The organism is Pseudomonas sp. B35(2017), from assembly GCF_002113645.1.
Lineage (GTDB): Bacteria > Pseudomonadota > Gammaproteobacteria > Pseudomonadales > Pseudomonadaceae > Aquipseudomonas > Aquipseudomonas ekonensis.
Genome location: NZ_NEIZ01000020.1, coordinates 80,499 through 94,125 on the forward strand (window position 1 = coordinate 80,499; position 13,627 = coordinate 94,125).

Below are 13,627 nucleotides of genomic sequence, written 5' to 3' on the forward strand. Positions count from 1 at the left end.
ATGGGTCAGGTCTCTTCTTCTATATCCAGCAACAGGTTCTCCAGCGCCTCGCGGTACGCGCCCGGATCCTGCCACATCCCCCGCTGCTGCGCCTCCAGCATCCGCTCGGTCATGTCCCGCAGGGCATGGGGGTTGTGCTCGCGCACGAACTCGCGGGTCGAAGGATCCAGCAGATAGGCGTCGGCAAGCAAGGCGTACTGGTGGTCGTCGATCAGCTGCGTGGTGGCATCGAAGGCGAACAGGTTGTCCACGGTCGCCGCCAGTTCGAACGCGCCTTTATAGCCGTGGCGCTTGACCCCGTCGATCCACTTCGGATTGGCCGCCCGGGAACGGATCACCCGGTTGAGCTCTTCCTTGAGGGTGCGGATCTTCGGCAGGTCCGGCTGGCTGTGGTCGCCGTGATAGCTGGCGGCGGCCTCGCCGCGCAGGCTCTCCACCGCCGCGAGCATGCCGCCCTGGAACTGGTAGTAGTCGTTGGAATCGAGCAGGTCGTGTTCGCGGTTGTCCTGGTTGTGCAGCACCGCCTGCACCTGGCTCAGGCGCCGGGCGAACCGGTCACGGGCGGCGGTGCCTTCATCGGATCCGCCGTAGGCGTAGGCGCCCCAGTTCAGGTAGACCTCGGCCAGGTCCTCGCGGGTCTGCCACAGGCGTGCGTCGATGGCGCCCTGCACGCCCGCGCCATAGGCGCCCGGCTTGGCACCGAAGATCCGCCAGCCGGCCTGGCGCCGTGCGGCCTCTTCGTCCAGACCCGACTGCACCAGCGCTGCACGTTCGGCGCGCACCTTGGCGGCCAGCGGGTTGAGGTCGTCCGGCTCGTCGAGTTCGGCCACCGCCTGCACGGCGGCGTCGAACAGGCGGATCAGGTTGGCGAAGGCGTCGCGGAAGAACCCGGACACCCGCAGCGTCACGTCGACCCGGGGCCGGTCGAGCAGGCTCAGCGGCAGGATCTCGAAATCGTCCACCCGCTGGCTGCCGGTGGCCCACACCGGGCGCACGCCCATCAGCGCCATGGCCTGGGCGATGTCGTCGCCGCCGGTGCGCATGGTTGCCGTGCCCCACACCGACAGGCCGATCTGGCGCAGGTGGTCGCCATGGTCCTGCAAATGCCGCTCAAGGATCAGGCTGGCGGACTGGAAGCCGATGCGCCACGCAGTGGTGGTCGGCAGGTTGCGCACGTCCACCGAATAGAAGTTGCGCCCGGTGGGCAACACATCGAGGCGGCCGCGGCTCGGCGCACCGCTGGGGCCGGCGGGCACGAAACGACCGTCCAGGGCATCAAGCAGGCCACGCATCTCCGCCGGCCCACAGGCGTCCAGGCGCGGGGCGATGACCTCGCGCAGGTTCGCCAGGATCTCATTGACCGGGGCCCAGCGAGGTTCCTTTGGATGCGAATCGGTCGTGCCTTCAGCATTGCGTTCAACGGACACACCGCTCCCACAGGGGGACGGCGTCGTCGAGGCGATCAATTGGGCGGCGAACAACTCCAGCCGTTCGCGGGTATCGCCGCAGGTGCGCCAGGCCTCGTCGCTGACCGCTTGCAGTTCATCCGGGCGCGGGCCGGCCCACGGTTCGGCCAATGCGCAATCCAACGGGTCGAAACCCAGCCCGAACGCCTTGGCCAGCGCCCGCAGCAGGCTCGACTGCGCGCCCTTGCCGTCGCCCCGGGGGATGCGCAGCAAAGCCAGCAACGTGTCGGTGCGCAGCGGCCCGGTGGGCGACTCGCCGAACACGTGCAGGCCGTCGCGGATCTGCGATTCCTTCAGGTCGCACAGGTAGGTGTCCAAGCGCGGCAGCCACACCGCCGCATCCGCATCGCTGTCGAGCGCGGCATCCAGTTGCAGTTCGCGGTCGATCTGCGTGTCACGCACCAGTTGCAGGATGTCGCGCTGCAGTTCGCGGGCGCGGCGCGGGTCGAGCAGTTGCGCTTCGTAGTACTCGTCCGCCAGCAACTCCAGGTTGCGCAGCGGGCCGTAGGTTTCGGCGCGGGTCAGCGGCGGCATCAGGTGGTCGATGATCACCGCCTGCGTGCGGCGCTTGGCCTGGGCGCCCTCGCCGGGGTCGTTGACGATGAACGGATAGATGTTCGGCAAAGGCCCGAGCAACGCGTCCGGCCAGCACTGATCGGACAGCCCCACGCCCTTGCCCGGCAGCCATTCGAGGTTGCCGTGCTTGCCGACGTGGATCAGCGCGTGGGCGCCGTAGGTGCGGCGCAGCCAGAAGTAGAACGCCAGATAGCCGTGGGGCGGCACCAGGTCCGGGTCGTGGTAGACCGCGCTCGGATCGACCTGATAACCCCGCGCCGGCTGGATGCCGACGAAGGTCAGGCCAAAGCGCAGGCCGGCGACCATCATGCGGTTGTCGCGGCACATCGGGTCTTGCTGCGGCGTGCCCCAGCGCTCCAGCACCGCCGCGCGGTTGGCGTCGGGCAAGGCGTCGAACATCGCCAGGTACTCGTCCATGCCCAGGCTTTGCTGGCAGGGGCGCTGGTCGAGAGTGTCCAGATCGTTGCTGACGCCGCCGAGCAACTGGCGGATCAGGTCGGTGCCGCTGGCCGGGAGTTCGGCGGGCAGCGGATAGCCGTGCTGATGAAGCGCCCTGAGGATGTTCAGGGCCGCCGCCGGCGTATCCAGGCCGACGCCGTTGCCGATGCGTCCATCACGGGTCGGGTAGTTGGCCAGGATCAGCGCCACGCGCTTTTCGTGGTTCGGCACACGGGCCAGGTCAGCCCAGCGCCGCGCCAGTTCGGCGACGAAATCCATGCGTTCCGGTTGCGCCCGGTAGCAGACGACGTCCGATTGGCTGCGTTCGCTGCGCCAGGCCAGGTCCTTGAAGCTGATCGGCCGGCTGATGATCCGCCCGTCCAGTTCCGGTAAGGCGATGTGCATCGCCAGGTCGCGCGGGCCCAGGCCTTGTTCACTGGCGCGCCAGCCGGGTTCGTTGTCCTGGGCGCAGATGGCCTGGATCACCGGGATGTCGCGGCGGAACGGCCGCAGGTGCGGCGCCTCCGGGCTGGACTGGGCGAACCCGGTGGTGTTGAGGATCACGCCGGTTTCGGTTTCGTCCAGCCAGTCCTCGACCACCGTCAGGCAGCCGGGCTCCTTCAGGCTCGCCACCGCGATGGGCAACGGGTTGAGCCCCGCCGCCTGCAAGCGCTGGCAGAACACATCGATGAACGCCGTGTTGGCCGCCTGCAAATGCGAGCGGTAGAACAACACCGCCGCCACCGGCCGGCCGGCTTGCCAATCGGCCTGCCAGTCGCCCAGGGCGGCGGTGCTTTTATTCGGGTGATAGATCGCCGTGCGCGGCAGCGCCTGCGGTTCGCCCCAGGCGTAGGGGCGATCCAGCCAGCGGTTGGCCAGGCAACGGAAGAAGTCCAGCGCATTGCCCAGGCCGCCCTGGCGCAGGAACTGCCAGAGCCGGTCGCGGTCCTCGGCGCCGACGGTGCTCAGGCCGCTGAGTTCCGGGTCGGGCCGGTCGTCGCCCGGCACCAGGATCACCTGCACCCCGCCCCCGGCCAGCTCCACCAGGCGCTCGACGCCGTAGCGCCAATAGGCGATGCCGCCGTGCAGGGAGATCAGGATCACTTTGGCGTGGCGCAGCACTTCGTCGACGTACAGGTCGACCGAGGCATGGTTCTGCACCTGCATCGGGTTGGCCAGACGCAGGCTCGGATAGTCGTCGGGCAACTGCTGCGCGGCTTCGGCGAGCAGCGCCAGGCTGGAATCGCCGCTGCACAGGATCACCAGTTCGGCGGGGGTCTGTCCAAGGTCGGCAATATTGTCATCCGACACGAAACCGCCGGGCTGGGTCCTGAGCAGGTGCATGGCTTACACGCTGAGCGCGGCGCGCAGTTGCGCTTCGAGCTGGGCGGCGTCCAGTTTCTGGCCGATCAGCACCAGACGGGTGATGCGCGCCTCGTCTGCGCCCCACTGGCGGTCGAAGTGCTTGTCGAAGCGGGTGCCCACGCCCTGGATCAGCAGGCGCATCGGCTTGTTCGGGATCGCCGCGAAGCCCTTGACCCGCAGGATGCCGTGCTGAACCACCAATTGGGTCAAGGCGTCGAGCAGCAGGCTTTCGTCGGCCTGCGGCAGTTCGATGGAAATCGAATCGAAGGCGTCATGGTCATGGTCGTCGTGGTCATCGCCGTCATGGTGATGGTCGTGATGGCTGTGGCGACCGTCGATGTGTTCCTCGGAACCGGCGCCCAGGCCGATCAGCACGTCCAGCGGCAGGCGGCCGTTGCTGGCTTCGACGATCTTGACCGCCGGCGGCAGCTCTTCGGCGACTTCCAGGCGCACGCGGGCCAGGTCTTCGGCGCTGGCCTGGTCGGCCTTGTTGAGGATGACGAGGTCGGCGCTGGCCAGTTGGTCGGCGAACAGTTCGTGCAGCGGCGATTCGTGGTCCAGGTTCGGGTCGAGCTTGCGTTGGGCGTCGACCTGATCCGGGAACGCGGCGAAGGTGCCGGCGGCCACGGCCGGGCTGTCGACCACGGTGATCACCGCGTCGACGGTGCAGGCGTTGCGGATTTCCGGCCACTGGAAGGCCTGCACCAGCGGCTTGGGCAGCGCCAGGCCGGAGGTTTCGATCAGGATGTGGTCGAGGTCGCCGCGACGGGCCACCAGCTCGCGCATCACCGGGAAGAACTCTTCCTGCACCGTGCAGCACAGGCAGCCGTTGGCCAGTTCGTAGACGCGGCCGGTGGCCTCTTCTTCGGTGCAGCCGATGGTGCATTGCTTGAGGATTTCGCCGTCGATGCCCAGTTCGCCGAACTCGTTGACGATCACCGCGATGCGGCGGCCCTGGGCATTGTCGAGCATGTGCCGCAGCAGGGTGGTCTTGCCCGAGCCGAGGAAGCCGGTGACGATGGTGACGGGGAGTTTGGCCAGTGTTTTCATCGGATGCCCTTTGGCAAGGTGGCGGGCATGCGGGACGAGAGCCGGCGACGCGCTTGCGCGCCGGGAGCGTTCGCCACCGGATCACCCCGCCCGGTTGTAGTGAGAATCTGTGTCGAGGCAGGTCTCCTGGCTGACGGCGCGCCGGCCTTGGGGCCCGGCATCCGCTGCGCCTTCCCGCGGCCCTGTTGAAGCAGGCTTGCAGTGGCATGGCAGCGAACATCACCGTTCACAGTTGCGGGGGCAGCCGCGGCTTGGACCGCGTTCCCTTCTTAGCTTCGGCAGCCGCCGAAGAACCTCGAAAGCGCAAGGCTACGCATGGTCGGCAGGCGGGTCAATGTCTAGTGCGTTATCGCTATATAGACTTTATTTATTCATATATAGGCCGCGACCTTTTCTCAACCAAAAAGTTCAACGTAAGTTATTTCCTACAAGTTCACAAAACAGAAACTTTTCCTACACCCCGCTTCCCCTCGGACTAGAGCGTCCGAACAGCAAAATTACATATCTTTACAAAAACAGAATTGATAATTCAAAACAGGAAATGAACCATGACCCCACATAAGGAATATGTATTTCATAAGAAAGGACTTCTTGCATGCCTGATTATCGTCAGTGTCCGCGCCTGTCTATTCCTCTGAAACCTGCCTGTGTGCCTGCGCCATGAGTGCCGGTAGCGCCATCGGGCATCCGGGCAGTGCCGTGCTGTTCGAACTGTCCGAACGGCTGCGCAACGACCACTACGCCGACAGCGACGTCTTTCCGGCGGCGCAGGTGGCGTCCTTGGGCCGCGAAGCGTGCCGCGCCTTCAACCGCACCTGGGACAACCTGCCGCCGGACACCTACCTGAACGCAGAGAACGGCCGCCGCGAGCGGCGCATCTGCAAGTTCGAGTACCGCCAGCGGGAGCGCCACTGGACGCCCCTCGACGACTGCCACTTCTTCCAGGCCCAGGCCCACAACCCGCTGCTGGGCGGCGTCCAGCGCACCTATGCGCACAGCGAGCCGGCCTTCACCGGATCGCCGGTGCTGCGCAGCCTGCTGGCGGCGGACCTGGCGCTGATGGACCTGGCCGTCGGCCACCGCGACTGGCTGGTGACCTGCCATCAGTTTCGCATCCTGTGCGACGAAACCCGCGAAGGCCAGGCCACCCCCGAAGGCCGCCACCGCGACGGCCACGACTTCGTCTTTCAGCACCTGATCCAGCGCCAGCACGTCATCGGCGGCGAAAGCCGGATATTCACCGAGAACGGCGACAATGTTTTCAGCGCAACTTTGACGAACTACCTGGAAACCGTCGTATTGAATGACCGAATACTTCTGCATGAAGTTTCACCCTTGCAGAAGTTAGGCATTAGTTCAAATCACAGCACTCGCGACATGTTGATCATCGACTTCGACCTGGCGGATTACTAATGAACCATTCAACTTATGCAGTGCCCTCCGTCGCGCCCAGCGCGCACAGTTTCATTATCGAACAGTTCGAAGAGGCCTTGGCGCGCCGAACCTCGACAGTGTCTCTGACCGCCAATGAAAATGTATTGTCGGACACGGCCCGGGCCTTGGGGCAAAACCGCCATTACGACCGTTACCTGTTCAACGTCCGGCCGATTGCGGGCCAGCGCTACGCCGCCGAGTTCGGCGGGATGCAGGTCGAGCACTTTCCGGAGGTCGAAACGCTGAAGGCGCTCGCGACCCGGGCCGCGCAGACGATGTTCAACGCCGAGTTCGTCGAGTACCGCGTGCTGTCCGGCGTCCACTGCACCTTGAGCGTGCTGGCGGCGCTGAGCGTGCCGGGGGACATCGTCATGTCCCTGGCGCCCGAGAGCGGCGGTCATTTCGCCACCGGGCCGCTGGTGCAGAAGATCGGTCGCCAGAGTGTGTTTTTCGGGCTCGGCACGGACGGCCAGATCGATCTCGACGCCTTCGATGCGCAACTTCAGTCCCTCGGGCAACCGCCGGCCGCCGTGCTGCTCGACCACGGCCTGACCACCCGGGCGATCGCCGTCAAGCCGCTGCGCAAGCTGCTCAACCGGCGCGGCCTCGACCGCACGCTGATCATCTGCGACGCCTCGCACACGCTGGGGCTGATCGCCGGCCAGGCCTATCCCAACCCGCTCGACGAAGGCGCGGACATCCTCCAGGGCAACACCCACAAATCCCTGCCGGGCCCGCACCGTGCGCTGATCGTCTGCCGACGCGCCGACCTGGCCCGGCAGATCGAACACAACGTCGGCGGCGCGCTGGTGTCCTCCCCCAACCTGCCCGGCCTGCTGCAACTGTTCGTCACCCTGATGGAGATGGAACGCCACGGCCAGGCCTACGCCGAACGCATGTGCGCCAACGCCCGCCAACTGCGCGATGCGCTGGCCGGGCTGCCGGGCTGGACGGCGCACGCCACCGACACCCATATGCTGCTGCTCGAAGGCGCCTTCAGCCAGCACGCGGCGCAGCAGCTCAACGAGCTGGGGATACGGGTCAACAACAAACGCATCGGCGGGCGCGACTGCCTGCGGTTCGGCGTGCAGGAAATCACCCGCCTGGGGATCGCCGGCGAAGACCTGGACGCCCTCGCCCACATCATCCGCAACGTGCTGACCGACAGCGTCAACGCCGCCGACCGGATCCGCCTGGCCCACATCTGTCACCGGTTGAACCGGGTTCATTACAGTTTCGACGAGGAGTCCTGCCGATGAGCGCAGCCGCTTGCCTGATTGTCGGCAACATCCGCGACGGCGAATACGAAGGCCTGGTCGCCGAGGGCGTCACACCGCTGCTGATCGCCGACAGCCGCGCCACCAGCAAGATCGCCGACGCGGCCAAGGTGCCGCCGGTGGCCCGTTACGATTTTTCCAAAGGCCTGACACCGGAACTGATCGACCTGACCCAACGCCTGCTGGATGAGCACAGGTTCACCAGCGTGCTGAACTTCCGTGAAGGTTATGTCGCCGTCACCGGCCGCCTGTGCGCGGCAGTGCCGGCCTTGGCCCATCTGCACCGCAACGTCGAGCACACGCTGGACAAGGTGCTGCAGCGCCAGCGCTTCCAGGCGTCGGCCAATCCCGACCTGCACGTGATCTCCCGCGAAACGGGCATCGACGAACTGCTCGCCGCACCGGATGCGCTGCCTTACCCGTTCGTCCTGAAGCCTGCGAACCTGTACAGCAGCCTGTTCGTGCGCTGCATCCGCGACCGCCACGAACTGCTGGACTACAGCCGCCGCGAATGGCCGGCGCTGCAACGCTACGTCGCCGGCAAGCAGCGGGAAACCGACCAACTGCTGCTGGAGGAATACCTGCACGGCTCCAACCATTCCATCGATTGCGCCATCGGTCCCGACGGCAACATCAGCAGCTTTCCCATCGTCGATGTGATCGCCGGGGTCGACATCGGCCGCGACGACTTCCACCATTTCGCCCGCTACACGCCCTCGACCATCGAACCGGACGCGTCGCTCAAAGCGCGCTGCCACCGTTTGGCCCACGACGCCGTGCAGGCCCTCGGCCTCAAGGGCACGTTCGCCCATGTCGAGTTCATCCTCACCGCACGCGGGCCGAGGGTCCTGGAGGTCGGCGCACGGCCCGGCGGCAGCCGGATCCACGTGATCCGCCAGGCGTGGCGACTGCCGCTGGATGTCTGCTATCACCGCGCCCTGTCCGGCGAAGCGCTGCCGCCTGCCTGCGACGTCCCCCAGCCGTTCGGGATCGCCACGCCTTTCGCGCGCACCCACCGGATCTACGACGGTCTGCATCACGCCCAACGCCTGCGCAGCCTGCCGGGCTTCCAGCGCTGGTACGCCTACGCCGCGCCGGGCGACGCCATCGGCCCGGCCAGCAACGGGTTCCAGAACTACCTGTACGTCGAGTTCCGCCAGCCCGACACCGCCCGGCTGCGTGAATCGCTGCTGGCGGTCACCGACATCGACGTGTATGGCGAGCGCACCGACCCCGAGCCTGCCAAACGCATCCTGCTGATCGGCGGGCGGGATTCAGGGTTGGACTGGGACACCGCACACCGCTTCCACTTCACCCTGGTGCAGCAACCCGACCAGTTGTCCGACTATCAGCGTGAACACGCGGCGCTGGTGCTGACGCCCGACATCGCAGACCTGGCCGGCTACGGCGACACGGTCGAACGCCTGCACCGTCAGCGGCCGTTCGACGCCGTGGTGTCGTTCTCGGAACTGGGCCTTTTGCCAGCCTCGCAACTGGGCGAACGGCTGGGCATCACCCACAACAGCGTGCGCAGCGTCGAGGTCAGCCGCGACAAGCTGCTGTTCCGAAGGCTCCTGCAAGGCAGCCCCTACGAACTGCACAGCGCGGCGGCGGACAGCGCCGAGGCCGTGCGCGCCTTCGTCGAGCGCCACGGCGCCTCGATCGTCAAGCCCGTCAGCGGCTCGGGCAGCCAAGGGGTCTACGCGGTCAATCGCCCGGAAGACGTCGACGCCCTGCCCCTGCAGGGCCGCAACCTGATCGAAGCCTTCGCCGGCGGCGACGAATACAGCGTGGAATCCCTGAGCCTCGACGGCCGCCACCGGATCCTCGGCATCACCCGCAAGCACACCAGCGGCGCGCCGGGCTATGTCGAGACCGGCCATGACTTTCCGGCCGCGCTGGACGATGCCAGCCGCACCCTGATCGAAGACGCGGTGCTGTGGCTGCTCGAACGCATGGGCAACCGCTGGGGGCCGGCGCACACCGAGGTCAAGCTCGACGGATCGCGCCTGCATTTCATCGAGACCCAGACCCGCTTCGGCGGCGACCAGATCTGGGAGATGGTCTGGAAAACCACCGGCGTGCACCTGGCGGCCAGCACCCTCGCGGCGATGACCGGCACCGACCTGCCGGCCCCCGAGCAGGCCTTCGTGCAAATGGCGATCCGCTACATCGAGACCGACGGCACGACCGACCCCGAACACCTGCGCGACCAACTGCTGCGGCACCCCTTCGCCCTGCGCGCGACGCTCGACCAGGGCAAGTTCGGCCGGCCCATCCGCCGTTCCGCCGACCGGCACGGCTACGTGCTGCTGGCCTGCGCCGCCGAAGACGACCCGAACGTCTTCGGCGCCGCGATCTCCCACCCTCGTTTCACCACCCAAGGACTGGCGCAATGAGCACCCAAGAGACCCTGTTCCACATCGACGGCCCGATCAGCCCGAACTTCCCGCTGATCTCCTTTTCCACCAACGTGTACGACAACCCGGCGGACATTCTCGGGTCGATCACCGACCTCTCCAGGCATTTCAAGGCCGTGGAGTTCGAGATCGGCGAAGACGCCGAGACCGTGTTCTGGTCGCTCAGCGCCGAGGAGCGCAGCGAACTGGCGCGGCAAGTCTGCGCCTTCACCGAGCAGAACGGCATCACCCTGACGGTGCACGCCGGCTGGTGGGGCCGCCAGTACAACCTGTGCTCGCCCGATCCGGTCGAACGGGGTCAGGCGGTGGACTGCCTGAGCGCCGCCGTGGACTTCTCGCGCCAGGCCGGCGCCACCAGCGTGACGTTCCATCCGGGCTACAAGGATCAGTTGGAGAACACCGAACTGCTGGACAACCTGATCGTGGCGATCAACGAGGTCAAACAGCGCGTCAACACCCGTGGCATCGACCTGTGCCTGGAGAACATGGGCGGCCAGCGACCGAAGTTCCCGGTGTTCAGCGTCGGCGAGCACTTGCGCTTCCACCGCGAGACCGGCTGCTTCGTGACCATCGACGTGACGCACCTGTGCTCGCTGATGCCCTACGGCGACAGCCTGTTCCAGGCCATCGCCGAGCTGGCCCCGGTGACCCGTCACCTGCACATCGCCGACCTCAACGACACCCACCACCAGCACCTGCCCATCGGTGAAGGCAACCTGCGCCTGAGCGATGTGCTCAACCGCTTCGCCGTCAACGGCTACCGCGGCGTGGCGGTGGTCGAGGAGTTCATCCCGCGCTTCTCCACCGAGTACTACCTGGAGAAGGCGCTGGCCTACAAGGACGGTGTCGAAGGCCTGCTGGCGGGCGCACGGCAGAGCGCCCATGCCGGCTGAGTCCGCGCTGGCCGAACCGGCCACCCACAGCGAGATCACGACCGGCCTGCGCGATGCGTTGCCGTTCGTGTTCTCGCTGCTGCTGACCTTCACCCTGATCGGCATGCTCGGCCGGCGTCACGGCCTGGACCTGCCGTCGATGGTGGTGTTCAGCGGCACGGTGATGGCCTCGCCGCTGCAGCTGACATTGCTGGAGACGCCGGCGCACCTGCTGAACGCCTTCGGGGTACTGGTCTCGGCGCTGAGCATCAACTTGCGCTTTCTGGTCTTCACCCTGAGCCTCAAATCCAGCCTCAAAGGCTCCGTCAGGTCCTTTGTCCCGGCCTTGGCGGTGATGGCCAACGCGGCCTTCACCCTGATGTCGATCCGCAAGGAACAAGGGCCGGTCAGCCGCCCCTACGCCAACACCGTGTGCTTTGCGCTGTACGCCGCCGCCCTGCTCGGCACCGCCGCCGGCTACGGCTTCGCCAGCCTGGCCGCCAACGGGCTGATGGAGCATGTCAGCGTGGTGATCGCCATTTTCATCAGCGCTTCGCTGGGCAAGATGGCTCGCGACCGGCATAGCCTGCACGCGCAATGGATCGCCGGGCTCGCCGCGGCGGCCAGCCTGCTGTGGCTGGGGGACATCAGCCTGATGGCGGTGCTCGCGGTGACCGTCCTCACGAGTTACGCCTATGACCGAGCCTAGTGTGTTCTGGCTGTATGTGCTGATTTGCGCGCTGGTGTCCGCCACCTGCCGGCTGCTGCCGCTGGCGGTGGATGTCGAACGCTTGTCCGGCGGGGCCCGGGCGTTCATCGACCGGCTGGGCAAATACACTTCCGTGGCGATGCTGATCAGCCTGCTGGCCGGTTCGCTGCAACCGTTGGCCGGCCAGCAGCCGTCGGCGCACCTGTGGATCGGGCCTGTGGCGCTGGCCTGGCTGCTGGGCCTGACGCGCATGAAGTCCTACTACGCCTTTCTGATCGCGCTGGGCGCCTACGTTCTGCTGGCCATGCGTTAGCCGTCGATTGACTCGGATCGTGCGCCCATGCTCTCCTACACAACTTGTTACGGGTGCCCTTCACAGGGTGAAACGGGAAACCGGTGAATCATGTGCTTTACTTCAAGGCCATGTCAGTCCGGTGCTGCCCCCGCAACGGTAAGCGAGCGAAGCGTCAGATCCACTGTGCCTGCGGCATGGGAAGGTGACGCTTGCAGGTCGGCCGACGCCGACCCCTCGCGAGCCCGGAGACCGGCCCGCAACGCACAGCGCGCACCTGCGCCGCTGAACATAACAAACCCGCGGTGGGCGGGCGCTGTTCGAACCCTGCGTGCCCGTCCCGCAGGGTTTCCATGCGCTCTATTCACCCGCTGACACCACAGAGGGAAGCGCCATGTCGATCATCACCAGCACCGGCAGCACTGACAAGAGCTCCGCCGGCACCACTACCCTGAGCCAACGCCTGACCGCCGCCGTCTGCGCGTCGATCCTGGGGGCCTGCCTCGTCTACTTCGCCGGGTTCTCGCACATCGAAGCGGTGCACAACGCCGCCCACGATACCCGCCACAGCGCCGCGTTCCCGTGCCACTGAGACCTGCCGACATGATCAAGCGCATTGCCCGGACCGCCGGGTACACCGGCCTGCTGGCCGCCCTGCTGCTCACCCTGCTGCAAAGCTTCTGGGTCTCCCCGCTGATTCTGCAGGCCGAGACCTACGAGAAGGCTGAACCTGCGGCCGAAGTCCACGAACACGCCGCCGGCACCCCGGCCCACACCCATGACGCCGAAGCCTGGGAGCCGGAAGACGGCTGGCAGCGCGTGCTGTCGACCACCGGCGGCAACCTGGTGGTGGCCGTGGGCTTCGCCCTGATGCTCGCCGGCCTCTATACCCTGCGCGCACCGACCAAGACCGCACAGGGCCTGCTCTGGGGCCTGGCCGGCTACACCACCTTCGTGCTGGCGCCGACCCTTGGCCTGCCGCCCGAACTGCCCGGCACCGCCGCCGCCGACCTGGCCTCGCGGCAGACGTGGTGGATCGGCACCGCGGCGTCCACCGCCGTGGGCCTGGCCCTGATCGCCTTCAGCCGGAACTGGCTGATGAAGATCCTCGGCGCGGCCATCCTCGCCGTGCCCCACGTGATCGGCGCACCGCAACCGGAAGTGCACTCGATGCTGGCGCCGGAGGCGCTGGAAGCGCAGTTCAAGATCGCCTCGCAGCTGACCAACGTTGCGTTCTGGCTGGCCCTGGGGCTGATCAGCGCGTGGCTGTTCCGCCGCAACGGCGAAGGCCAACACCACGCATGACTGCGGACGGCGCAGCGCCGGCCCTGGTGGTCGGCCTGGGCTGCCAGCGCGGCTGCCCGGCCGCCACCCTGCGGGCCTTGCTCGACCAGGCCCTGCAGGCACATCGCATCGAACTGGCGGCGGTCAAGGCGCTCGCCAGCATCGACCTCAAGCGCGATGAGCCCGGCTTGCGGGAACTGGCCGCGCAACTGGCGCTGCCCTTGCTGTACTTCAGCAGCGCGGAACTGGCCGGTTACCGGCCGCGCCTGAGCCACCAGTCGCAGATCGCCTTCGAGCGCACCGGCTGCTACGGCGTGGCGGAAAGCGCCGCCTTGGCGCTGGCCGAGCAACTGATCCAGGCGCCGGCAAAGCTGCTGATTCCGCGACAAAAGTACGCCCAGGCCACATTGGCATTGGCCGGCGCGGCCTGAATTCCCGATAATC

11 protein-coding genes and 2 riboswitches are annotated in these 13,627 nt (G+C 66.8%); of the genes, 9 read left to right on the plus strand and 2 right to left on the minus strand.

What is annotated here, in order from left to right; translation table 11 throughout:
• Positions 1 to 5: 5 nt before the first annotated feature.
• Together cobN and cobW are read right to left on the minus strand one after the other, a co-directional pair.
• Positions 6 to 3,824 (minus strand): cobaltochelatase subunit CobN, encoded by a 3,819-nt coding sequence (gene cobN, locus CAG41_RS24735; RefSeq protein WP_085639082.1) that lies wholly within the window; start codon positions 3,822 to 3,824, stop codon positions 6 to 8.
• A gap of 3 nt (positions 3,825 to 3,827) precedes the next feature.
• A complete protein-coding gene (gene cobW, locus CAG41_RS24740) occupies positions 3,828 to 4,895 on the minus strand; it encodes a cobalamin biosynthesis protein CobW (RefSeq protein WP_085695206.1) in 1,068 nt (355 codons plus the stop codon).
• Positions 4,896 to 4,993: 98 nt separating this feature from the next.
• Positions 4,994 to 5,208, minus strand: a riboswitch (cobalamin riboswitch).
• A 347-nt stretch (positions 5,209 to 5,555) separates the two neighbouring features.
• On the opposite strand from cobW, the gene CAG41_RS24745 reads away from it, so the two are divergent.
• The 9 genes from CAG41_RS24745 (at position 5,556) to CAG41_RS24785 (ending at position 13,614) form a co-directional block, all read left to right on the plus strand.
• A complete protein-coding gene (locus tag CAG41_RS24745) occupies positions 5,556 to 6,308 on the plus strand; it encodes a 2OG-Fe dioxygenase family protein (protein ID WP_085707577.1) in 753 nt (250 codons plus the stop codon).
• On the plus strand, positions 6,308 to 7,588 hold the full coding sequence (locus CAG41_RS24750; RefSeq protein ID WP_085586146.1) for a hypothetical protein: 1,281 nt from the start codon (positions 6,308 to 6,310) through the stop codon (positions 7,586 to 7,588). The genes CAG41_RS24745 and CAG41_RS24750 overlap by 1 nt, the downstream gene beginning before the upstream one ends.
• Positions 7,585 to 10,005 (plus strand): acetyl-CoA carboxylase biotin carboxylase subunit family protein, encoded by a 2,421-nt coding sequence (locus CAG41_RS24755; RefSeq protein WP_085707578.1) that lies wholly within the window; start codon positions 7,585 to 7,587, stop codon positions 10,003 to 10,005. The genes CAG41_RS24750 and CAG41_RS24755 overlap by 4 nt, the downstream gene beginning before the upstream one ends.
• On the plus strand, positions 10,002 to 10,919 hold the full coding sequence (locus CAG41_RS24760; protein ID WP_085707579.1) for a sugar phosphate isomerase/epimerase family protein: 918 nt from the start codon (positions 10,002 to 10,004) through the stop codon (positions 10,917 to 10,919). Before CAG41_RS24755 ends, CAG41_RS24760 begins: the two co-directional genes overlap by 4 nt.
• The gene (locus CAG41_RS24765) at positions 10,909 to 11,607 is read left to right on the plus strand and encodes an AzlC family ABC transporter permease (RefSeq protein ID WP_170930009.1); all 699 of its coding nucleotides are present in this window, start codon (positions 10,909 to 10,911) and stop codon (positions 11,605 to 11,607) included. Before CAG41_RS24760 ends, CAG41_RS24765 begins: the two co-directional genes overlap by 11 nt.
• On the plus strand, positions 11,594 to 11,920 hold the full coding sequence (locus CAG41_RS24770) for an AzlD domain-containing protein (protein ID WP_139831372.1): 327 nt from the start codon (positions 11,594 to 11,596) through the stop codon (positions 11,918 to 11,920). The genes CAG41_RS24765 and CAG41_RS24770 overlap by 14 nt, the downstream gene beginning before the upstream one ends.
• A gap of 34 nt (positions 11,921 to 11,954) precedes the next feature.
• A riboswitch (cobalamin riboswitch) is annotated at positions 11,955 to 12,175 on the plus strand.
• A 118-nt stretch (positions 12,176 to 12,293) separates the two neighbouring features.
• Positions 12,294 to 12,491 carry a CbtB domain-containing protein gene (locus CAG41_RS24775; protein ID WP_085586156.1) on the plus strand — a complete coding sequence of 66 codons (198 nt, stop codon included), beginning with the start codon at positions 12,294 to 12,296 and terminating at the stop codon, positions 12,489 to 12,491.
• Between the two features lie 11 nt (positions 12,492 to 12,502).
• Positions 12,503 to 13,204, plus strand: a complete 702-nt coding sequence (locus CAG41_RS24780) for a CbtA family protein (RefSeq protein WP_085707580.1) — start codon at positions 12,503 to 12,505, stop codon at positions 13,202 to 13,204.
• A complete protein-coding gene (locus CAG41_RS24785; RefSeq protein WP_085586160.1) occupies positions 13,201 to 13,614 on the plus strand; it encodes a cobalamin biosynthesis protein in 414 nt (137 codons plus the stop codon). Before CAG41_RS24780 ends, CAG41_RS24785 begins: the two co-directional genes overlap by 4 nt.
• Positions 13,615 to 13,627 lie beyond the last annotated feature (13 nt).

What these genes read in the sequence shown, in the direction of transcription:
- CAG41_RS24750 (WP_085586146.1), top strand. Translation starts at nt 6,308, where the DNA reads ATGAACCATTCAACTTATGCAGTGCCCTCCGTCGCGCCCAGCGCGCAC.
- CAG41_RS24765 (WP_170930009.1), top strand. Translation starts at nt 10,909, where the DNA reads ATGCCGGCTGAGTCCGCGCTGGCCGAACCGGCCACCCACAGCGAGATC.
- CAG41_RS24770 (WP_139831372.1), top strand. Translation starts at nt 11,594, where the DNA reads ATGACCGAGCCTAGTGTGTTCTGGCTGTATGTGCTGATTTGCGCGCTG.
- CAG41_RS24760 (WP_085707579.1), top strand. Translation starts at nt 10,002, where the DNA reads ATGAGCACCCAAGAGACCCTGTTCCACATCGACGGCCCGATCAGCCCG.
- cobN (WP_085639082.1), bottom strand. Translation starts at nt 3,824, where the DNA reads ATGCACCTGCTCAGGACCCAGCCCGGCGGTTTCGTGTCGGATGACAAT.
- CAG41_RS24755 (WP_085707578.1), top strand. Translation starts at nt 7,585, where the DNA reads ATGAGCGCAGCCGCTTGCCTGATTGTCGGCAACATCCGCGACGGCGAA.
- cobW (WP_085695206.1), bottom strand. Translation starts at nt 4,895, where the DNA reads ATGAAAACACTGGCCAAACTCCCCGTCACCATCGTCACCGGCTTCCTC.
- CAG41_RS24780 (WP_085707580.1), top strand. Translation starts at nt 12,503, where the DNA reads ATGATCAAGCGCATTGCCCGGACCGCCGGGTACACCGGCCTGCTGGCC.
- CAG41_RS24745 (WP_085707577.1), top strand. Translation starts at nt 5,556, where the DNA reads ATGAGTGCCGGTAGCGCCATCGGGCATCCGGGCAGTGCCGTGCTGTTC.
- CAG41_RS24775 (WP_085586156.1), top strand. Translation starts at nt 12,294, where the DNA reads ATGTCGATCATCACCAGCACCGGCAGCACTGACAAGAGCTCCGCCGGC.
- CAG41_RS24785 (WP_085586160.1), top strand. Translation starts at nt 13,201, where the DNA reads ATGACTGCGGACGGCGCAGCGCCGGCCCTGGTGGTCGGCCTGGGCTGC.